At 66.9% G+C, this 20,244-nt stretch carries 17 protein-coding genes and 1 pseudogene; 7 read left to right on the top strand and 11 right to left on the bottom strand.

Going from position 1 to position 20,244, the window contains the following annotated elements; translation table 11 throughout:
• Nucleotides 1–40 precede the first annotated feature (40 nt).
• Genes A5760_RS07455 through A5760_RS07440 form a run of 4 tightly spaced genes read right to left on the bottom strand, consistent with a single transcriptional unit; the run spans nt 41 to nt 4,810 of the window.
• Nucleotides 41–949 (bottom strand): carbohydrate kinase family protein, encoded by a 909-nt coding sequence (locus A5760_RS07455; RefSeq protein WP_064879222.1) that lies wholly within the window; start codon nt 947–949, stop codon nt 41–43.
• Nucleotides 946–2,373 carry a mannitol dehydrogenase family protein gene (locus tag A5760_RS07450; RefSeq protein ID WP_064879220.1) on the bottom strand — a complete coding sequence of 476 codons (1,428 nt, stop codon included), beginning with the start codon at nt 2,371–2,373 and terminating at the stop codon, nt 946–948. Before A5760_RS07450 ends, A5760_RS07455 begins: the two co-directional genes overlap by 4 nt.
• Nucleotides 2,374–2,429: 56 nt before the next feature.
• Entirely contained in the window at nt 2,430–3,287 is an 858-nt protein-coding gene (locus A5760_RS07445; RefSeq protein WP_064879218.1) for an HAD family hydrolase, read from the bottom strand.
• Nucleotides 3,284–4,810 carry a mannitol dehydrogenase family protein gene (locus tag A5760_RS07440; RefSeq protein WP_064879216.1) on the bottom strand — a complete coding sequence of 509 codons (1,527 nt, stop codon included), beginning with the start codon at nt 4,808–4,810 and terminating at the stop codon, nt 3,284–3,286. Before A5760_RS07440 ends, A5760_RS07445 begins: the two co-directional genes overlap by 4 nt.
• 128 nt (nt 4,811–4,938) lie before the next feature.
• On the opposite strand from A5760_RS07440, the gene A5760_RS07435 reads away from it, so the two are divergent.
• Together A5760_RS07435 and A5760_RS07430 are read left to right on the top strand one after the other, a co-directional pair.
• Nucleotides 4,939–7,206 carry an ATP-dependent DNA ligase gene (locus tag A5760_RS07435; RefSeq protein ID WP_064879214.1) on the top strand — a complete coding sequence of 756 codons (2,268 nt, stop codon included), beginning with the start codon at nt 4,939–4,941 and terminating at the stop codon, nt 7,204–7,206.
• Nucleotides 7,203–9,152: a fumarylacetoacetate hydrolase family protein gene (locus A5760_RS07430; protein WP_064879212.1), complete on the top strand. Its 1,950-nt coding sequence runs from the start codon at nt 7,203–7,205 to the stop codon at nt 9,150–9,152. Before A5760_RS07435 ends, A5760_RS07430 begins: the two co-directional genes overlap by 4 nt.
• A 42-nt stretch (nt 9,153–9,194) precedes the next feature.
• On the opposite strand, the gene A5760_RS07425 is transcribed toward A5760_RS07430, so the two are convergent.
• Entirely contained in the window at nt 9,195–10,112 is a 918-nt protein-coding gene (locus A5760_RS07425) for a class I SAM-dependent methyltransferase (RefSeq protein WP_064879211.1), read from the bottom strand.
• Between the two features lie 75 nt (nt 10,113–10,187).
• On the opposite strand from A5760_RS07425, the gene A5760_RS07420 reads away from it, so the two are divergent.
• Entirely contained in the window at nt 10,188–10,994 is an 807-nt protein-coding gene (locus tag A5760_RS07420) for an enoyl-CoA hydratase/isomerase family protein (protein ID WP_064879209.1), read from the top strand.
• A gap of 28 nt (nt 10,995–11,022) precedes the next feature.
• On the opposite strand, the gene A5760_RS07415 is transcribed toward A5760_RS07420, so the two are convergent.
• The 4 genes from A5760_RS07415 to A5760_RS07400 form a co-directional block, all read right to left on the bottom strand.
• Nucleotides 11,023–11,889, bottom strand: coding sequence for an LLM class flavin-dependent oxidoreductase (locus A5760_RS07415; protein ID WP_064879207.1), 867 nt, complete (start codon nt 11,887–11,889; stop codon nt 11,023–11,025).
• Between the two features lie 114 nt (nt 11,890–12,003).
• Nucleotides 12,004–12,747 (bottom strand): STAS domain-containing protein, encoded by a 744-nt coding sequence (locus A5760_RS07410; RefSeq protein ID WP_064879204.1) that lies wholly within the window; start codon nt 12,745–12,747, stop codon nt 12,004–12,006.
• A 397-nt stretch (nt 12,748–13,144) separates the two neighbouring features.
• The gene (locus A5760_RS07405; protein WP_064879202.1) at nt 13,145–14,380 is read right to left on the bottom strand and encodes a DUF4873 domain-containing protein; all 1,236 of its coding nucleotides are present in this window, start codon (nt 14,378–14,380) and stop codon (nt 13,145–13,147) included.
• Entirely contained in the window at nt 14,377–15,282 is a 906-nt protein-coding gene (locus tag A5760_RS07400; protein WP_064879200.1) for an AurF N-oxygenase family protein, read from the bottom strand. The genes A5760_RS07405 and A5760_RS07400 overlap by 4 nt, the downstream gene beginning before the upstream one ends.
• Before the next feature lie 125 nt (nt 15,283–15,407).
• Between A5760_RS07400 and cobF the strand changes: the two genes are divergently transcribed.
• From cobF to A5760_RS07385, 4 genes and pseudogenes are all read left to right on the top strand, one after another.
• A complete protein-coding gene (cobF, locus tag A5760_RS07395; protein ID WP_064879318.1) occupies nt 15,408–16,154 on the top strand; it encodes a precorrin-6A synthase (deacetylating) in 747 nt (248 codons plus the stop codon).
• A gap of 4 nt (nt 16,155–16,158) precedes the next feature.
• Nucleotides 16,159–16,401: pseudogene (locus A5760_RS27235) on the top strand (DNA-formamidopyrimidine glycosylase family protein); the annotation flags it as partial.
• A gap of 132 nt (nt 16,402–16,533) precedes the next feature.
• Nucleotides 16,534–17,022 carry a zinc finger domain-containing protein gene (locus A5760_RS27230; RefSeq protein ID WP_419538228.1) on the top strand — a complete coding sequence of 163 codons (489 nt, stop codon included), beginning with the start codon at nt 16,534–16,536 and terminating at the stop codon, nt 17,020–17,022.
• A 41-nt stretch (nt 17,023–17,063) separates the two neighbouring features.
• A complete protein-coding gene (locus A5760_RS07385) occupies nt 17,064–17,813 on the top strand; it encodes an SDR family oxidoreductase (RefSeq protein WP_064879197.1) in 750 nt (249 codons plus the stop codon).
• Between the two features lies 1 nt (nt 17,814).
• Here the strand turns inward: A5760_RS07385 and pgi are convergent, their stop codons facing one another.
• Nucleotides 17,815–19,479 carry a glucose-6-phosphate isomerase gene (pgi, locus tag A5760_RS07380; protein WP_064879195.1) on the bottom strand — a complete coding sequence of 555 codons (1,665 nt, stop codon included), beginning with the start codon at nt 19,477–19,479 and terminating at the stop codon, nt 17,815–17,817.
• Nucleotides 19,480–19,557: 78 nt separating this feature from the next.
• Nucleotides 19,558–19,884 carry a chorismate mutase gene (locus A5760_RS07375; protein ID WP_082279377.1) on the bottom strand — a complete coding sequence of 109 codons (327 nt, stop codon included), beginning with the start codon at nt 19,882–19,884 and terminating at the stop codon, nt 19,558–19,560.
• Nucleotides 19,885–20,244 lie beyond the last annotated feature (360 nt).

The following is a 20,244-nucleotide window of genomic DNA, read 5'->3' as shown; positions in this document are numbered from 1 at the left end:
GGGATTGTCCGCCCGGGCTTTCGACTATCGGGTCATGCGCCTACTCATGCGAAGCCGCGTCCAGCGCGGCCCGATCCGGCAGGTCCGCTCCGGCGCGAGCGACGGTCAGCGCCGCGGACAGGCTCGCCGCCTCCAATGCCGTCGTCAGCGCGTCCACTTTGATCCCGTGCAAGTCGGCGCGACGGTCGCCGCCCAGCGATCCCGATTCCCACAGCGCGTCGAGCAGGCCGGCCATGAACGAGTCACCGGCGCCGACGGTGTCGACCACGTGTACCGCGCGCGTCGGCACCCGGGCGACGCCCGCCGCACAGAAGGCCACCGCGCCCCGGTCGGCCATCGTCACCGCAACGATGGCCGGGCCCAACCGCAGCCACGTCTGCGCGATCTGCTCGGGCGGGTGAGCGGGGTCGATCCAAAGCAGGTCTTCCTCGCTGACCTTCACGATGTCGCTGCGCTCGATGAGGTGCTCGATGCGTTCGACGGCCAGTTCCCGGTCGGCGATCAGCGACGGCCGGACGTTGGGATCGAAGGTGACCGTGGCCGAGACTCGATAGGTGTCGATCAGCGCAGCGACCGCCAGGCAGCCGGGATCCTGCACGGCGGCAATCGATCCGGTGTGGACGAAAAGCGGCGGGGCGACCGGCGGTGTGCCGGAGAGTCGCCAGTCCAGATCGAACACGTATTCGGCCGACCCGTCTTCCGCGATGGTTGATCGCGCGGTCGGCGTGCGCTGTGCGGTCCGGCTTTCCGAAACCAGTTGCACCCCTGCGGCTTCGACGTAGTCGACGATGCGCCGCCCATACGGATCGTCGGCGATCGAGGTCAGGAAGTCGACCTCGCGACCCAGCCGCCCGAGTCCCACGGCGACGTTGAGCGGACTGCCGCCGACATGCTCGTCGCTCCCGACGATATCGATCAGCGACTCGCCGATCACCAGCCCGCGGGTCATCGCACCAAGGCATCCAGCGTCGCGCGGGCTCCCTTGCTGTGCAACGAATCCAGCGCCCAGAGGTACGCCTCGACGAAGCGTGGCTGATGGGCCAGATCGCAGAAGACCGCGGTGATCTCGATGAACACGGTGGGATTCTCGTGCTGCGACCTGGCGATCGGAATGAGCGAGTCCGCCAGCTGGTCCAACACCTCGTACGGGTTGCCCCACTCGTCGACACCCTCGGCGTATCGGGCCCAGCTCGCCACCACCGCTGCCGCCAGCCGGACCGGCCCGCCGTTGGCCAGGTTGTCGCAGATGACGGGATACAGGAATTTCGGGATGCGATCCGACGAGTAGGCGCACAGCCGCGCGACGGTATCCCGCACGGCCGGGTTGGCAAACCGCTCGACCAGCGTGCGGCCGTACTCATGCAGGTCGATTCCCGGCACCGGCGGGAGCGTCGGAATGGCTTCGGATTCGAAGTAGGCAAGCAGGAATTCGGCGAACAACGGATCGCTCGCGGCCTCGTGGACGAACTTGAAGCCGCACAGATGGGCGAAGTACGCCACGCACTGATGCCCCGCGTTGAGCAGGCGCAGCTTCATCAGCTCGTACGGGCGCACATCGTCGACCAACAGCACGCCCGCTTGCTCCAGCGGTGGCCGACCGTCGGCGAAGGCGTCCTCGATCACCCAGGCGGTGAACGGCTCGGCGACCACCGGCCACCGGTCGTTGACGCCGAAGTCGCGTCGCACTTCGGCGGCCATCTCCAAAGTCGTTGCCGGGGTGATGCGATCGACCATCGAACTCGGGAACCGGGCGTGCTCCGCCACCCACTCGGCCAACTCGGGATCCATGTGCTCGGCGCTCGCCAGCACGGTACGCCTGGCGACCTCGCCGTTGTTCTCGATGTTGTCGCAGGAGACGATCGTCGGCGCGGCGATCCCGCGTTGGCGCCGTCGGGCGAGCGCCTCGGTGATCAAGGCGAAGGCGGGCCCATCGGGGTCGCGGTACCCACCTTCGGTGATGGTCAGCGAAATGATCCGGGTGGACGGGGCGACCAGCACCTCCAACGCCGAATCCGGATCGTCCGGGGCGTAGCGGTAGTCGATGATCGAGCCGATCACCTGGGCATCCCGGATGCCGTTGGGGTTCTCCAGGATCAGCGTGTACAGCCCGTCCTGGTCATTGAGGACATCGCGCATGGTCCAGTCGGCGGGCATCACACCGACCCCGCAAATGCCCCACTCGTGCGCCAAACCTTGCTGCAGCAGCAGATTGATGTACACGGCCTGATGCGCCCGGTGGAAGTGACCGGCGCCGATGTGCGCGATCCCGACGCTGACGCTGCCGCGGTCATACTTCGGCGCGTCGATCGGCAGCTCGGAGAGCGACGCATTATTCAGATCGATCGCGTTGTTCAGATTGATCGCGCTGGCCATCGCTGGCCACCTCCTCCCCGGGTCGCAGCCCGGATCGCTACTGCGAGGTCGATCTCCTACGGGAGCGGGGACCGTCCGGCCGGCACGGCCGACGACAACAGGACATCGGCAAGAGCACGCCACGAATCGGTTATCGCGACTGCGCCGGCATCGATCAATTCTGCACGCCGGCAATCGCGTTCGTCGGGCAGCACGAACATCAGGTTGCCGACGGTGGCGTAGCCGGCCGCGACCGCGGACTTCACGCCGGCCACGGAGTCTTCAATGGCCAGCCCCTGTTCGGCCGCGACGCCCAGCACCTGGCCGCAATGCAGATACACCGCCGGATCGGGCTTGCTTGTCGGCACCGGAAGAGAATCCTCCGCGCTGAAGGTCACCGCCTCCGGTAGGAGCGAAGCGAGGCCGGTGGCGGTGAAGCAGCCAAGCAGACGCTTGGTGGCGCTGGAGCTCACAGCCGCGAGTGCGTAGCGCGCCGCGAGGTCGCGCAACGGTTCGAGCACTTCCGGATCGGGGGTCAGGGTGACAGCCAGGTGAGCGGTGACCCGTTCACGCTCGTCGCGCACCCACTGCTCGAGTTCGTCGGCGCACAACGCGTTGCCGCTCGCCACGTCGCCGGCTGACGCGACCACCGCGCCGGGGCGGCCCTGGGCCAACGTCTGATCGAGCGGCACCTCGCACTGCACCGCCAGGTCGAGCGCCGTGGTACGGAAGTTCTTCCCGACGGCGCGCTTACGCAACTCCTCGGAGCTGAGCGGGGCGGCCACGCCGAACCTGGCCAGGAAACGATTCGTCACCTCGGTCGATGCGTCGAACGCCGGCCTCTCCGACCCGAACAGGTTGTCGTCGGCGTCGCAGAGCAGGGTGGTGATCGGCGCCGGGTCGAATTCGCGCACGAAGGTCAAGCCCGCGGTCATCGTGCCACCAACTCCCGCTGGTCGTGGCGCAACGCGTCGCGCAGCGTGGGCAACACACCGCGCGCGTCGATATCGGCGATCATGTCGCCGAGACGCTCCGCAAAACCGGGGACCGCGCGCACCTCGGCGAACATTTCGTGCCCCAGCAGCGGATCGGGATTGCTGCTTGCCATGTTGGCCAACCTAGCCACCGGTATCGCCTGCGAGTCTTCCAGGCGGAGCTTTCGCCCCTGGAGGTCGTGGCCGCGCATGTAGCGGGCCCATCCGGCGACCGCCAACATCAACAGGGTGTGTGGCCTGCCCTGCGCGATCGCCTCCTGCAGGGAGGGCAGCACGAACGTCGCGATCTTGCTGGTTCCCCGGCGAGCCAGCCGAGGCAGCTGGTCACTCATTCGGGGATTGCCGAGCCGCTCGAGCAAGGTGCGCCGGTATTCGGGTGTGTTCATCCCGGGGACCGGGGGCAGCAGCGGCTGAATCTCGTCGCGCAGCAGTTTCTCGACGAAATCGAAGATGATGCCGTCCCGCATCGCTTCGTCCGTGCGCTGGTAACCGGCCAGGATGGCCAAGCACGCGAGCGCGATATGGGTTCCGTTGAGGAGCCGGGTCTTGATCAGCTTGTGGTCGCTGACGTCGGCAACGAACTCGGCACCGACCTCGTCGAGCGGCGGCCGCCCGTTGCTGAAGGAATCCTCGATCACCCATTGGCAATACGGCTCGGTCACGACCGGCCATTTGTCGGCGACGCCGAACGTCTCCTCGACGAATTTGCGCTCCGACTTCGACGTTTGCGGGGTGATGCGATCGACCATGGTCGACGGGAATGCGACATGCGTGTGGATCCAGCGGGCCAGCCCGGGGTCCTTCAGAGCGGCGAACGACACCAGCGCGGTTCTCGCCGGCTGGGTGTCGCCGGGGATGTTGTCGCAGCAGAGCACGGTGAACGGCGCGATGCCGGCGTGGCGACGCCGGTCGAGGGCTTCGGCCAGGTACCCCCACGCGGTGGCGTAGTTGCCGGACGCGACGAGGTCGGCGCGCACGTCGGGGTCGTCGGCGTCGAACTCGTCGGTGACGGGATTCAGGAAGTAACCGTTGCCGGTGATGGTCAGGCTGACAATGCGGGTTTCAGGATCTGCGAGGGCGGCGCGGACGGCCGCCCCGTCGTTCGGGGCGTAGTGCACGGAACCGATCGAGCCGACGACGCGGGCGGTTTGGCGATCGTGTCCTTGCTGTACCACGGTGTACAGCCCGTCTTGTACCGACAGCAAGTCTTTGACGTCCGGGGAGTGGAGGCTGACGCCGGTAACCCCCCAACGGTCGGAGATGCCCGAGCGGGCGAGGTCGTCGAAGTAGACGGCCTGGTGCGCCCGGTGGAAGTTGCCCGCACCGATGTGGACGACTCCGCGGCCAAGAGATGACCGGTCGTAGGTTGGAACGTCGATTCTCCGGGAATGCAGTCGTAGGGTCGCATTGCTTAGTGGGACGCCGCTGTTTCGACGCCACGGGGAGGGGATCACGTCAAACATTCAGTGTCTGTGCCCCGAGTCGGCCGCCAATCAACGCTTTCGTGGGTCATGTCACAAAACAAATTGGGGATTGGACGATTAACCGTGGTCAAAGCGGTTAACACGCGCGAAACGCGTAGTTTGACAACATGGCACCGCGGCTGAAACTGACCAATGCCGAGAAGGTGCTTTACCCCTCCACCGGAACCACCAAGAGCGACATCTTCGACTACTACACGCGCATCGCCGAGGTGATGATCCCGCACATCGCCGGGCGCGCGGCCACGCGCAAGCGCTGGCCCAACGGCGTCGAACAGGAATCGTTTTTCGAGAAACAACTGGCCTCGTCGGCGCCCGACTGGCTGCCGCGCGCCAGCGTGACGCATCGATCCGGAACGACGACGTATCCGATCATCGACAGTGTCGACGGGCTGGCCTGGATCGCCCAACAGGCCGCGCTGGAGGTCCACGTTCCGCAGTGGCGCTTCGTTGCCGAGTGGACCCGTAGCCGGGCCGAGGAACTGAAACCCGGCCCTGCCACCCGCCTGGTGTTCGACCTCGACCCGGGTGAAGGCGTCACGATGGCCCAACTGGCCGAGGTGGCGCGCGCCGTCCGCGAACTGATCACCGCAATCGGGCTGACCACCTATCCGCTCACCAGCGGTAGCAAGGGCCTGCACCTTTACACGCCGCTGCAGGAGCCGGTGAGCAGTAAGGGCGCGACCGTGTTGGCCAAACGCGTTGCACAGCAACTTGAAAAGACGATGCCCACACTGGTGACGTCGACCATGACCAAGAGCCTGCGGGCCGGAAAGATCTTTCTGGACTGGAGTCAGAACAACGGCGCCAAGACCACCATCGCGCCCTACTCGCTGCGCGGACGTGAACAACCCACCGTTGCTGCACCGCGCAGCTGGGAGGAACTCGACGACCCGTCGCTGCGCCAGCTGCGTTATGACGAAGTGCTGGACCGGGTCGCACGCGACGGCGATCTGCTGAAACCGCTGGACGCGGATGCGCCGGTCCCCGATCGCCTGAGTAAATACCGCAGCATGCGCGACGCGTCGAAAACTCCCGAGCCGGTCCCTGTTGCGAAACCGGCTATCGGACAAGGGAATAGCTTCGTCATCCAAGAACATCACGCCCGCCGGCTGCACTACGACTTCCGGCTGGAACGGGACGGCGTGCTGGTGTCCTGGGCGGTGCCGAAGAACCTGCCCGAAACGACCTCGGTAAACCACCTGGCGGTCCACACCGAGGACCATCCGCTGGAATACGGCGGGTTCGAGGGCAGCATCCCCAAGGGGGAGTACGGCGCCGGGAAGGTGATCATCTGGGACGCCGGAACTTACGAGGCCGAAAAGTTCAATGACTCCGCCGAAAAAGGGGAGGTCATCGTCAATCTGCACGGCAGCAAGATCTCCGGACGCTATGCGCTGATTCAAACCAACGGCGACCAGTGGCTGGCGCACCGGATGAAAGATCAGAAGGTCTTCGACTTCGACACCATCGCCCCCATGCTGGCCACCCATGGTTCGGTGACGGCGCTGAAGGCGGGCCAGTGGGCGTTCGAAGGCAAATGGGATGGCTACCGGCTGTTGATCGAGGCCGACCACGGCACCATCCGGGTACGGTCTCGGCGCGGCCGCGAAGTCACTGGCGAATATCCCGAACTGCGTTCGCTCGCCGAAGATCTCGCGGAGCACCACGTGATCCTCGACGGTGAGGCCGTCGTCCTGGACTCGTCGGGCGTGCCCAACTTCCACGAGATGCAGAACCGCGGCCGCGGCTCGCGCGTCGAATTCTGGGCGTTCGACGTGCTGTACCTCGACGGCCGCTCGCTGCTGCGGGCCAGATACTCAGACCGGCGCAAGGTGCTGGAAATGCTCGGCGCCGGCAGCGATCTCATCGTTCCCGAGTTGCTGCCCGGGGACGGTGCGGAGGCGCTGGAGCACTCCGGCAAGCGCGGCTGGGAGGGCGTGATCGCCAAGCGGCGCGACTCCACCTACCAGCCCGGCCGGCGCTCGTCGTCCTGGATCAAGGACAAGCATTGGAACACCCAGGAAGTCGTGATCGGCGGCTGGAAGGCCGGGGAAGGCGGACGCAGCAGTGGCATCGGCTCACTGCTGATGGGCATCCCGACCGCGGACGGCCTGCACTTCGCGGGCCGCGTCGGCACCGGGTTCACCGAACGCGACCTGACCAATCTGAAGAAGACGCTGGCACCGCTGCACACCGACGAATCCCCGTTCCACCCACCGCTGCCCCGCAGCGAAGCGCGGGGCGTGACGTACGTCGAGCCGGTTCTGGTAGGGGAGGTGCGCTACAGCGAGTGGACCCCGGATGACCGGCTACGCCAATCGAGTTGGCGGGGGCTACGGCCGGACAAGGAAGCAGGTGAGGTGGTACGCGAGTGAAATGGGTTACCTACCAAGGTGATGACGGCCAGCGCGTCGGGGTCCTCTCCGGCGACACAGTCCACGCGCTGCCGGCGGGCGTCACGCTTCTCGACCTGATCGCGCGAGGCCCTGACGGACTGCGGCAAGCGGGAGAGGAGGCGCAGCGCTCCCCGGCGGCGACGGTACCGCTCGCCGACGTGCGCCTGCTGGCGCCCATCCCGCGCCCGCCGTCCATCCGGGATTCCCTGTGCTTCCTCGACCACATGCGCAACTGCCAAGCCGCGCTGGGCGCCGGGCGGCTGCTCGCCGACAGCTGGTACCGCATCCCGGCGTTTTACTTCGCCTGTCCGGCAACCGTTTTAGGGCCCTACGACGACGCGCCGACGGCGCCCGGAAGTGCTTGGCAGGACTTCGAGTTGGAGATCGCCGCGGTAATCGGGAAGGGCGGCAAGGATCTCACCGTCGAACAGGCCGAGCAGTCGATCATCGGCTACACCATCTTCAACGACTGGTCCGCGCGCGACTTGCAGCAGATGGAAAGCCAATTGGGTATCGGACAGGGCAAGGGCAAGGACAGCGGTGTCACGCTGGGTCCCTACCTGGTGACCCCCGACGAACTCGAGCCGTACCGCCACCCCTCCCATCCAGGCAAGCTGGACCTGCAGGTCACGGCCTTGCTCAACGACGCCGTCATCGGTACGGGGTCGACCGCCCAGATGGACTGGACCTTCGGCGAAGTTATCTCCTACGCGTCGCGCGGCGTCACCCTCAACCCCGGCGACGTCATCGGCTCTGGGACGGTGCCTACCTGCACACTGGTCGAGCACCTCAATCCCGGTGCGCTGGAATCGTTTCCCGGCTGGCTGCACGACGGCGACGTCGTCACGCTCCAAGTCCAGGGCTTGGGAGAGACCCGGCAGACCGTCCGCGCGAGCAGCGCGCCACACGTGTTGGCGGCGAGGCCCAACCCGGACGCCGCGCCCGCCGTGCCGCGGGTCAATCGGGCACCGGCCCGGGTGCCCTACACCCGCGGGCTGCATCAGGTCGCCGACCGGGTGTGGGCATGGACGCTGCCGGACGGGGGCTACGGGTGGAGCAACGCCGGGCTGATCGCCGGCGAGGGCGCGTCCCTGTTGGTGGACACCCTGTTCGACCTGGCGCTGACCCGCGAGATGCTCACCGCCATGCGGCCCATCACCGGGCCGGCACCCATCACCGACGCGTTGATCACCCACTCCAACGGCGACCACACCCACGGCAACCAACTGCTCGACGCGTCGGTGCGAATCATCGCCGCGCGCGGCACCGCCGAGGAGATCCAGCACGGGACGGCGCCCGATATGCTGGCGATGGCGCAAACCGCCAACCTCGGGCCGGTGGCGACCCCGTACACGCGAGAACGCTTCGGGCACTTCGACTTCAGCAACATCACGCTGCGCAACGCCGACCAGACCTTCGAGCGCAACCTGTCCGTTGAGGTGGGCGGGCGGCGGATCGACATCCTGAATCTGGGTCCCGCGCACACCGCGGCCGACTCGGTGGTGCACGTGCCCGACGCGGGGGTGCTGTTCGGCGGCGACCTGCTGTTCATCGGTTGCACACCTATCGTTTGGGCCGGCCCGATCGCCAACTGGGTCGCGGCGTGCGACACGATGATCGCGCTGGACGCGCCCACGGTGGTGCCCGGACACGGCCCCGTCACCGATCCGGACGGAATCCGCGCGGTGCGTGGCTATCTCGTGCACGTCGCCGAACAGGCCGAGGCCGCCTATCGCCGGGGCTTGTCGTGGGCCGAGGCCGCCGACACCATCGACCTCGGCGAGTACGCCACCTGGCTGGACGCCGAGCGCGTCGTCGTCAACGTCTATCAGCGATACCGCGAACTCGATTCGCAGACCCCGCAATTGGAGGTCATGGCGCTGCTGGTGATGCAGGCCGAGTGGCTGGCCAAGCGGTCCGCGTGACGGGCGGCCACCCGCGCGAGCGAGTGTGCGCCTGCGCGTCGGCTAGAGCCGCACCGCCCTGACGAAGCTGATCGTGCTGGCGGGAACCTGATGCTCGGCGGGCTCCAGTTCCGGTAGGCCCGCGGCGGAGAACAGGTCGGTGAGCCGAAATGTGGTGGTATCCCAGCCGTTTGCGGCCAGATGCGCGGCGACGTCGGTGTGCTCACCGGGGTAGGCCAAGCCGGCGATGTCCAGATCGAGCCCTTGCCGTCGCCACCCCTCGGTCATCAGCCGGGCCTGTTCCTGCCCCTCCGGCGTCGTCGGGGCGACGGTCCCGAAGTCCGCGGCGAACCGGCTCCCCTCGCTGGACAACGGAATGATGGCGTCCAGCAACCGAACTTCGGCCTCAGGCGGAAGGAACCCGATCAGCACGCCCTCGGCGAGCCACACCGTCGCTTGATCCGGGTCAAAGCCCGCAGCCTGCAATGCCGCCGGCCAGTCTTCACGCAAATCGATACCCACGGTGCGGAGTTCGGCGGTCGGGGCCGCGCCGATCTCGGCCAGGGTCGCCGTCTTGAACGCGATCACCTCCGGCTGGTCGATCTCGTACACCGTCGTCCCGGACGGCCACCGCAGCCGGTAGGCCCGCGAGTCCAGGCCCGATGCCACGATCACCACCTGGCGCAGCCCGGCCTGCCCTGCCGCGGCGAAATAGTCGTCGTAAAACCGGGCCCGGGCGGCGAATGTGTCCACCATCCGCGAGAATCCGACACCCTTCTCCAGGTCCATTGAATCGAGTTCGCCGGCCGCCAGCCTGGTGAATACGTCCAGCCCGACGGCGCGCACCAGTGGCTCGGCGAACTCGTCCGTGATGACCGGTTGCGGGCGTTTGGTCGCGGCCGCCCGGGCCGCGGCCACCATGGTGGCGGTGGCGCCCACACTGTTGGCCAGGTCCCAGGTGTCACCTTCGGTTCGTGCCATGGCTGCTCCTTCGATGTGGTGGCAAAACCACGGTATGCCTCCTCGGTAAAGAGCGACGTCGCTTACGGTTCCCCTATGGCTGCAGTGACACTGGAACGTCTCGAAGACAACATCGCGTGCATCACCCTGAACCGGCCGGAGCGCCTCAACGCCATCGATGGGTCGTTGATCGACGGCGTCCACGAGGCCCTGGACGTGCTGGACAACGGTGAGTACCGGGTGGCGATCCTGACCGGTGCCGGACGCGGATTCTGCGCCGGCGCCGACCTGAGCGGCACCGGCCGGCCCTGGACGCAGAACAAGCCGACCACCCCGGCGTTCAAGGTCAACTACGACGCCCAGGTCCGGCTGGCCACCCTGTACACCCGGATCTACGAGATGGACATTCCGGTGATCGGCGCGGTGAACGGTGTTGCCGTCGGGGGTGGGCTGGCGTTCTCGTTGGTCTGCGATATCCGGGTCGCCTCCGAGCAGGCGCGGTTCGGTTCGGTGTTCATCAAGGCGGGGTTCTCGTCGATGGACATGGGCACCAGCTACCTGCTGCCCAAGATCGTCGGCGCCGGGGTGGCCCGCGAACTCATGCTCACCGGTCGCATCATCGACGCGGCCGAGGCCTATCGCATCAAGCTGGTGCACGAGGTCGTCGCCCCCGATGAGCTGATGCCGGCCGCGCTCAAGCTGGCCCGCTCGATCGCCGAGAACAACGCATACGGCGTGTGGCAGACCAAGATTGGCCTCAACGCCGCGCTGGACGCGCCCAGCCTGCGCCATGCCATAGAGATCGAGAACCGTACCCAGATCCTCAGCGGCTTCACGAACAACCCGGTCGAGGCCGCGATGGCGCACCGGGAAAAGCGTGCTCCGAAATGGGATGTGCTGTAACGCTTTACCGCCGCGCTTGCGACCGCCGCTAAAGCTTCGCGATCACGTTCTCGGCGAACATCTCCAGGTTGCGGATCTTGCTGTCCAGCGGCTCGGTGTCCTTGCCCTTGATGTAGGGGATGCGGAAGCCGACGATGACGTCGGTGACGCCCTTGTCCTCGAGCCGTTTGATGCCGTCCGCGGTGTAGGCGTCGGCCGAGATCACGTGGATCTCGAACGGCCCGCTCTTGCCGGCTTCTTCGCGGAACTTCTTGAGCTTGGCCAGCAGGTGGTCGAGTTCCTCGGGGTCGCCGCCGCCGTGCATCCAGCCGTCCAGGCGCGCCGCGCGCCGCAGCGCCGCGTCGGCGTGGCCGCCGATCAGAATCGGGACGGGCTTGGTGGGGGCCGGGGTCATCTTGGTCTTCGGGATGTCGTAGAACTCGCCGTGGAATTCGAAGTAGTCGCCGGTGGTGAGGCCCTGGATGATCTCGATACATTCGTCCATCCGCTTGCCGCGCCTTGCGAACGGGACACCCAACAACTCGTAGTCCTCGGGCCACGGGCTGGTGCCGACGCCGAAGCCCACCCGGTTGTCGGTCATCGCGGCCAGCGACCCGATCTGCTTGGCCACCAACGCCGGTGGCCGGATGGGCAGCTTGAGCACGAAGAAGTTGAACCGCAGCTTCGTGGTCACCGCGCCCAATGCCGAAGTGAGCACGAAGGTTTCGATGAACTCCTTGCCGTCCAGGAATTCGCGGTTGCCGTCCGGGGTGTAGGGGTACTTCGAGTCGGATTCGAAGGGGTAGGCGATGCTGTCGGCGATCGTCATGGCGTCGTAGCCGGCCGCCTCGGCTGCCTTGGCCAGCGGGATGTAGTACCTAAAGTCCGTCATCGCCTCTGCGTAGGTAAACCGCACGTCATCTGCCTTCCTGAAGGGGTCGTCAGTCGACACTAGAACGTGTTCTAGTTTCAGCACAACCGGCAGATCGGCGCGGCGGCGCCCCGGCCTCCGACTAGAACAGGGTTTGGGCTAGAGCTGGTTCTCGGGGCCGATGACCGCCCACACCGTCTTCCCGGACGAGGTGGGCGTGCTGCCCCACGCTCGGGACAGCGCGTCGACGATCGCCAGCCCGGACACGTCGATACCCTTCTTCGGCGACGGCAGTCGCACCGCGGGTGTGTTGCTCGCATCCGACACCGCGATGGTCGCCGTGGTGCCCTGCGCTTCGATGCGCACCCCCGGAACGCTGGCGGTGTGTTCCAGCACGTTCTCCACGAACACGTTGACCACCACCAGCGCCACCGGAATGAGCTTGGACTGCGACCAGGTGGTGAGCCATTCGCGGACCAGCCGCCGTGACTCGCGGAGGCTGGTCAGGTCCGCGGGCAGCTGCACATCGGCGCGCCGCACCGGGCGGCGGCTGTTCTGGCCGATCGCCTTCAGCGCGGCTTTCTCGCTCGCATAGACCGGCATGACGTGGGTGACACCGCTATTGGTGATCGCATCGCGGGCCGCCCGGTTGGTGCAGACCAGCACGATCGGAATGTGGGGGGCGCTGCCGACCTGCCAGTACGCGCCCATGAAGGTCGCCCATGCCGATTCGGTGTGCACCTTGAGGCCGGAGACGTTGACGATCACGGCGGCAGCATCGTCCAGCGTGGCTTTGAGGATGCGTTCGCGAAGTGCGCTGGATTGGGCGGCATCAAGCTCGCCGTCGACGGTCAGAACGGCAACCGAGTCATCGGTCCGCATCCCAATGGCCACCGGGCTCATCCCAGCTCGGTCCTGGCGTCCGGTTCCATTTCCCGCTCCTCGCATCATGCCGGGCCGACTGCTTGAGTATCCGCTCTCCGCGGCAAAAGTGTACTTCGCGAACCAGCGGCCTCGATACAGCCGGAAACCCCAGGCTGCGATTGGGATCCCGGTAAGTCCATGCCGCAAGCCCGCAACGAAAGCACCATGCGCCCCCCTCCCACACCCGTCGGGGAGTCGACCAATCCGCCCCGACGCGCTATGGAGTCAAATGCCCAGCAAGCGCTTCCCCCGGGGTTACCACGCGGTGACCACCGCCAAACTTTTCGGTATGCCCGGAAAAACAGATGGTTAACCAGCGCAAAAGGCATCAATCATCACGCCGCGCGTCAGCCGACGCGGCGGTGCACTTATCGGCTCAATGGTTGCTCAGCGCGTAGGGGGGAGCGCCCACTCCGGCGACCGAGTGCGTCCCCCACGGTGTCTGTTCGACGATGCGCGCCGGCGCGCTGCGCTCCCCGACCGTCAGCGTGCCGGTCCGTGATTGCTTGAGGATGTCGCCGGCCAAGGGCCCCGACGGAGAACCGAACACCGTTCCCTGCCAGTGGTAGCGGCCGTCGATCGGGTCCAGGTGACCGGTCAGCCGGACCCGTACCGGGTGGTGGGCGCCGGCGATCTCCAGCGTGGCGGCGCCGTCGTACGTGTCTTCACCGGCGGGCGCACTGGCCGAGAGGTCGAAGGCGGACGCCACCGAGGGCGGCTCAGCCGGTCGCAACTGGGCGCGCTCGTTGAACACCCGCTGGCTGCTGGCGCGTACTTCGATGCGGCCACTGGCCGTGCGCCCCATGGCTTTCAGGCATTCGGCGACGTAGCGCGCCTGCGCATCCGGATCGGGACCGGCGACGAAGAAGTAATTGGGGAACCCGCGAATCGCCACCCCGCAGAACGGCTCCATGCCGTCGTGCCAGGCCTGCCGGATGGTCAGCCCGGCCGAGCCGACCAGGGTCTGGTCGGCGGCGTCCTCGGGGATGAAGTAGCCGGTGCCGTAGATGATGGCGTCGACGCGGTGGACGGCGCCGTCGGCTGTGCGCACGCCCGATGCGGTGATCGCCTCGATCGCGGACCCGGCGATGGCGACCCGGGATCGCGAGGCCGGTGTGCGGCGGCGCAGCCAGCGTGTGGCGCGGGTGGACCACACCGGGATGTCGGGCACGACGCGGCGCGGTGCGTGGGCGAACACGGTAACCGACGCCGCCGCTTGGGCCAGCCGCCCGAGGTGGTGGGCGGCGGCGGCGTCGGTGCCTATTACCGCGATCTGCTTGTCGGACGGATCGAATCCGGGATCCCACGCCGCGGCGTGAAACGCCGCTCCGCCGAACTCGTCGCGTCCGGGGACGCGGGGCAGCCAGGGCCGCTGCGCCGGAGGGTCGGTGGCGACGACGACATCGGCCTTGATTTGGTCGCCCTCCGCCGTGGTCAACAGCCAGGTATCGGAGCCGTCGTCAAAGCGCGCGTCCGGGGTGGGCCGCTCGAGCATCACCAGGTCGGTGAAACCGGCTGCCAGCAAGGCGCTTTGGGCGCTCCGGCCGCAGGCGCCCGCCCCGACGACGGCGATGTGGCAGCGGCGCTCGGCGCGGTCCCGCGGCTGCGTCACAGAAACCTGCTGCGCTTCCAGCCGCGGCGCGCGATCGAGCCCATCAGGCCGACCTCGGTCAAAAACGCCGCCAGTGGCGCGAATCCGGCAACCTGTACGTCGCGACGATGCGGACTGGTGCGCGCGACCTTGCGGGCCCGCTTGGGGTCGAGACCCGCTCGCGCATACGGGACGGGATTGCTGAACAGGTAGTTGAAGAAGTAGCCGCCCAGCCCGTTGATGTTGGCCATGAACCAGCGGTTGAACCGGGGCATCTCGACGACGCGCTTGCGGGCACCGTCGCGCGCGAACTGGATGTGGCGCGCCTCTTCCGTGACGTGAATCCGCATGAGCCGCTGGATGATTGGTTGCAGCTCGGGGTCGTCCATCATCTGCCGCTGCAGCGAGTCGAAGATTTCCTCACCGATCAGGGCAGCCACCCAGAGCATCGAGCCGCGCTGAAACGCCAGCGGCAGGCAGTTGATGATCATCCGGTGAAACAGTTTGGGGCGCACCGGTTTGGCGCCGATGCGTTCGATCGCCTTGCCGAACATCACCATGTGGCGGGTCTCGTCGCCCAGTTCGGTCAGCTTGTAATGGGTCGACCGGCTGGTCGGGTCCTCGTGCAGGATCGTGCGCAGCAGCGCCTGGTTGAGCATGTTCTCGAACCAGATTCCGGCCGACAGCGTGTTGACCAATTCCTGCCGGGACAGCTCGATCTGTTGCTCGCGGGTCATCTCGTCCCACATCGGCGTGCCGTAGAGCGACACCAGCCGCGGCGGCAGATAGAACTTGTCCGGGTCCAGCGGGGCGTCCCAGTCGATGTCGACGACGGGTTCGTAGGACTTTTTGACCGAGCCCTTCAGCAATCGGTCCGAGAAGTCTTCACGACTCGGTCCGCCTGGCTTCACCGGAGTAGTCATCGCTGGCGTCCCTCCGTTCGGTGTTCAGACGGTACCCATGGTACTGGGTACTTGCGGTCCCGGCTAGATACTGGAGGTTGCGATTCGGCAATCTGACGGGCAACGAGCATCAGGAGGCGGGCGTAGTGGGCCGGCACATTCACGTCATCGGCATCGGGGCCGGCGACCCCGCCTACGTGACCGTGCAGGCGATCGAGGCGCTCAACGACACCCAGGTGTTCTTCGCGATGGACAAGGGCGAGCAGAAGAGCGACCTGGTGGCGCTGCGACGCGAGATCTGCGGCCGTTTCATCCGTGAGCCGGGCTACCGCTTCGTCGAGCTGCCCGACCCCAAGCGGGCCGACGACGCCGGTTATCGGGACGCGGTTGCCGATTGGCACGCCGCCCGCGCGCAGATCTGGGCCGACGCCATCTCCGCCGAGCTGGGTCCGCACGGCGTCGGCGGGTTCTTGGCCTGGGGCGACCCGTCGCTCTACGACAGCACCCTGCGCATCCTCGACGCGGTGGCCGAACGGGTCGCCTTCACGTTCGACGTCATCCCGGGCATCACCGCCGTGCAGGCGCTGACCGCCCGGCACCGCATCCCCCTCAACGAGGTCGGCGAACCCGTTCTGATCACCACCGGGCGGCAGCTGCGCACCCACGGACCGAACGCGGGATCCGCCGTCGTGATGCTCGACGCCGACTGCTCGTTCCAGGTCTGCCCGCCCGACACGCGAATCTGGTGGGGCGCCTACCTGGGGACCGACGACGAACTGCTCATCGCGGGCACGGTCGGCGAGGTGGGTCCCCGCATCGTTTCGCTGCGAGCCGAAGCCCGCGCCCGGCACGGCTGGATCATGGACACCTATTTGCTGCGACCGGCACACTGAAACCGTGCCCGAACTACCCGAGATCGAAGCTCTGGTCGACCATCTACGGCGCCACGCCGTCGGCCTGACGATCGGGCGGGTCGACATCGCCGCCCTGTCCGTGCTGAAGACCTTCGACCCGCCGATCAGCGCGCTGCACGGCCAGGCCGTCGTCGGGGCCGAGCGGTGGGGCAAGTACCTGGGGCTGCGCACCGACAATCTCTTCCTGATCGCCCATCTGTCGCGTGCGGGCTGGTTGCGCTGGTCCGACAGGCTGGCCGCGGCGCCGCTGCGGCCCGGCAAGGGCCCGATCGCCCTGCGGGTGCACCTGGGCACACCCGGTGAGGCGCCGGGCTTCGACCTCACCGAGGCCGGCACCCAGAAGCGGCTGGCGGTGTGGCTGGTCGACGACCCGGTCCAGGTCCCCGGGATCGCCGCGCTCGGCCCGGACGCGCTGGACCTGGACCTCGACGCGCTGGGCAATCTGTTGGCCGGCAACACCGGCCGGATCAAGACGGTCATCACCGACCAGAAGGTGATCGCCGGGATCGGCAACGCCTACAGCGACGAGATCCTGCACGTCGCACGCATTTCGCCGTTCGCCACCGCCGGCAAGCTGTCCGACGCGCAGCTCGCCGCGCTGCACGACGCGATGATCTCGGTGCTCAACGACGCGGTGAGCCGGTCCGTCGGGCAGGGGGCGGCCACGCTCAAGGGCGAGAAGCGCTCCGGATTGCGGGTGCACGCCCGCACCGGGCTGCCCTGCCCGGTATGCGGAGACACCGTGCGCGAAGTGTCGTTCGCGGACAAGTCTTTCCAGTACTGCCCGACGTGTCAGACCGGCGGCAAGATCCTGGCCGACCGGCGCATGTCGCGTTTGCTGAAGTAGTCGCCGGACCGAGACTTGACACCTGTCGATATGCTGCCCCGATGACTCGCCAGAAGATCCTCATCACCGGTGCCAGCTCCGGCCTGGGCGCCGGCATGGCGCGCGCCTTCGCCGCCAAGGGCCGCGACCTTGCGCTGTGCGCGCGTCGCACCGACCGGCTCGATGAGCTGAAAGCCGAGCTCTCGCAGAAGTATCCGGACATTCAGATCGCGGTCGCCGCGCTGGATGTCAACGACCACGAGGCCGTCCCGAAGGTGTTCGCCGAACTCAGCGACGAACTGGGCGGCATCGACCGCATCGTCGTCAACGCCGGCATCGGCAAGGGCGCGAAACTGGGCTCCGGCAAGCTGTGGGCCAACAAGGCCACCATCGAGACCAACCTGGTCTCGGCGCTGGTGCAGACCGAGACCGCGTTGGAGATGTTCAACGAGAACGGTTCGGGCCACCTGGTGCTGATCTCGTCGGTGCTCGGCAACAAGGGCGTGCCGGGCGTCAAGGCGGCCTATGCGGCGAGCAAGGCCGGGGTGAGCTCACTGGGTGAATCGCTGCGCGCCGAATACGCCAAGGGACCCGTCAAGGTTTCGGTCATCGAGCCCGGCTACATCGAGTCGGAGATGACGGCTAAGTCCAACAGCACAATGTTGATGGTGGACAACGAAACTGGCGTCAACGCGCTCGTCGCCGCGATGGAACGAGAGCCCGGCCGCGCCGTGGTGCCGTGGTGGCCGTGGGCCCCGCTGGTGCAGTTGATGCGGGTGCTGCCGCCGCAGCTGACCAAGATGTTCGCCTGAGTCAGCTGGTTCGCCCGCGTTCGCTGCGATAGCGGCGCACCAGGGCGTCGGTGGAGCTGTCCGACTGCGGCGCCGGCGAACCGTCCGCGGTGATCACCGGAAGCAGCGCCTTGGCTTGGGTTTTGCCCAGCTCCACACCCCATTGGTCGAACGAGTCGATCCCCCAGATCACGCCCTCGGTGAAGACCTGATGCTCGTACAGCGCGATCAGCTGGCCCATGACGGAGGGGGTGAGCCGGTTGGCCAGGATCGAGGTCGACGGCCGGTTACCGGGCATCACCTTGTGCGGCACGATATCCGCGGGCGTGCCTTCGGCGGCGATCTCTTCGGCGGTCTTGCCGAAGGCCAGCACCTGGGTCTGGGCGAAGAAGTTGCTCATCAACAAGTCGTGCATGCTGCCGTCGCCCTCGGCGGTGGGCAGGTCGTCGATGGGCTGGCTGAAGCCGATGAAGTCGGCGGGCACCAACCGGGTGCCCTGGTGCAACAACTGGTAGAACGCGTGCTGCCCGTTGGTTCCCGGTTCGCCCCAGAAGATTTCACCGGTGTCCGTGGTGACCGGGCTGCCGTCCGCGCGGGTCGACTTGCCGTTGGACTCCATGGTCAGCTGTTGCAGGTAGGCCGCAAAGCGCGCCAGGTCGTTGGAGTACGGCAGCACGGCGCGCGATTGCGCGCCCATGAAGTTGGAGTACCACAGGCCGATAAGCCCAAGCAGGACAGGCGCATTGGACTCCAACGGCGCGGTTTTGAAATGCCGATCGACGATGTGGAACCCGGAAAGAAAGTCCGCGAAGGCTTCTCGGCCGATGACAGCCATCACCGACAGGCCGATCGCCGAGTCCACCGAATAGCGGCCGCCGACCCAATCCCAGAAACCGAACATGTTGTCGGTGTTGATACCGAAGTCGTCGACCAGACGTTTGTTGGTGGAGACGGCGACGAAATGCTGCGACACCGCGGCGTCGCCGAGGGCGTCGGTGATCCAGCGGCGCGCGGCCGTGGCGTTGGTCAGGGTTTCCAGCGTCGAGAACGTCTTCGACGCGACGATGAAAAGTGTTGTGGCCGGGTCTAAGTCGGCCAGGGTGGCGATCAAATCCGCCGGGTCGACGTTGGAGACGAACCGCGCCGAGATCCCCGCATCCGCGTAGTGACGCAGCGCCTGATAGACCATCACCGGGCCGAGGTCCGATCCACCGATGCCGATGTTGACCACCGTGCTGATTCGTTTCCCGCTGGCCCCCGTCCATTCACCGCTGCGCAACCGATCGGTGAATTCGCCCATGGCGTCGAGCACCTCGTGCACGTCCTGGACAACGTTTTCGCCGTCGACGACCAGCTCGGCGTCCCGGGGCAGTCGCAGCGCGGTGTGCAGGACCGCGCGATCCTCCGAGGTGTTGATGTGCACACCGGCGAACATCTGGTCGCGGCGCTCTTCGAGGTTGGCCGTGCGGGCCAGATCGACCAAGAGCCGCAGCGTTTCTCGCGTGACGCGGTGCTTGCTGTAATCGATGTAGAGGTCGCCGACGGAGACGGTCAGTTCGCGGCCGCGATCGGGATCGTCGTCGAAGAACTGCCGCAGGTGGGTGTCGCCGATTTGTTCATGATGCCTGCGCAGGGCGTCCCACGCCGGAGTGCCGGTGATGTCGGGGAGGGTGTGCACGGAGGTCATGCCTCGACCCTATGGGCTGTGACGTGACGGAGCCAGGTGTAGCGGGGAGCTCTGCGGCGGGCGAATGAACCGCCGAGGTCAGTGGCCGAGCCGGCCCCTGCCCAATCGCAGCAGCAGTATCGCCAGGTCCTTGCCTTCGGGGCCGAGCTCGCTGTAGCGCTCGATGACCTTCATTTCGCGGCTATGCACAAGCCGCGTGCCGCCGGACGCCATCCGGGCCTTGCCGATCGCCTGTGACACCTCGGTGCGCCGCTGCACCGCTGCGAGAATCGCGGCGTCGAGCCGGTCGATCTCTTGGCGCAACTCGTCGATGTCGGTGACCTCTTGGGTCTCCACCGTGTCGATGTTCATCTCTGCTGACTCCGCATCGTCGTCGTGATGTGGGGGTTCTGGTTCTGGTCTCATGCAGTATCGGGCCTCACAAAAGACGAGCCCCGGGTGCCGAAAGCGGACCACGGGGCTCTGCGGAAGCAGTTAGGCCACGGGCACCGCGAACCGGTACCCGCAGGGAAATCGGCGGCGCCACTCCTGGGTCGAGGAGCCTCGCCGGCACTGCACGTTGAGCACAGACCGAGTGTGCCACCAAACGCGGCGACCGCGCAAAGAAATCGGGTTTAAGCTGCGCTTTTTGACTCAGGTGCAATTATCCCGCCGGACGAAATCCGGTTGTCCAAATTGCATTCCGACACGCCGAATTCTCGGGAGTCCGCGTACGCCGCCCCGGCCGCCCGGGCCACTAGCCTGGTCTGATGCCAGGGCGCTGTG

It is taken from the genome of Mycobacterium colombiense, assembly GCF_001665835.1.
GTDB lineage: Bacteria > Actinomycetota > Actinomycetes > Mycobacteriales > Mycobacteriaceae > Mycobacterium > Mycobacterium colombiense_A.
Note: the sequence above shows the minus strand (reverse complement) of the source record. Positions and strands in the feature narration are given on the sequence as shown.

What these genes read in the sequence shown, in the direction of transcription:
- A5760_RS07400 (WP_064879200.1), bottom strand. Translation starts at nt 15,282, where the DNA reads ATGACTACTCCGGTGAAGCCAGGCGGACCGAGTCGTGAAGACTTCTCG.
- A5760_RS07440 (WP_064879216.1), bottom strand. Translation starts at nt 4,810, where the DNA reads ATGTTTGACGTGATCCCCTCCCCGTGGCGTCGAAACAGCGGCGTCCCA.
- A5760_RS07455 (WP_064879222.1), bottom strand. Translation starts at nt 949, where the DNA reads ATGACCCGCGGGCTGGTGATCGGCGAGTCGCTGATCGATATCGTCGGG.
- pgi (WP_064879195.1), bottom strand. Translation starts at nt 19,479, where the DNA reads ATGACCTCCGTGCACACCCTCCCCGACATCACCGGCACTCCGGCGTGG.
- A5760_RS07410 (WP_064879204.1), bottom strand. Translation starts at nt 12,747, where the DNA reads ATGAGCCCGGTGGCCATTGGGATGCGGACCGATGACTCGGTTGCCGTT.
- A5760_RS07420 (WP_064879209.1), top strand. Translation starts at nt 10,188, where the DNA reads ATGGCTGCAGTGACACTGGAACGTCTCGAAGACAACATCGCGTGCATC.
- A5760_RS07385 (WP_064879197.1), top strand. Translation starts at nt 17,064, where the DNA reads ATGACTCGCCAGAAGATCCTCATCACCGGTGCCAGCTCCGGCCTGGGC.
- A5760_RS07435 (WP_064879214.1), top strand. Translation starts at nt 4,939, where the DNA reads ATGGCACCGCGGCTGAAACTGACCAATGCCGAGAAGGTGCTTTACCCC.
- A5760_RS07445 (WP_064879218.1), bottom strand. Translation starts at nt 3,287, where the DNA reads ATGACCGCGGGCTTGACCTTCGTGCGCGAATTCGACCCGGCGCCGATC.
- A5760_RS07450 (WP_064879220.1), bottom strand. Translation starts at nt 2,373, where the DNA reads ATGGCCAGCGCGATCAATCTGAACAACGCGATCGATCTGAATAATGCG.
- A5760_RS07425 (WP_064879211.1), bottom strand. Translation starts at nt 10,112, where the DNA reads ATGGCACGAACCGAAGGTGACACCTGGGACCTGGCCAACAGTGTGGGC.
- A5760_RS07375 (WP_082279377.1), bottom strand. Translation starts at nt 19,884, where the DNA reads ATGAGACCAGAACCAGAACCCCCACATCACGACGACGATGCGGAGTCA.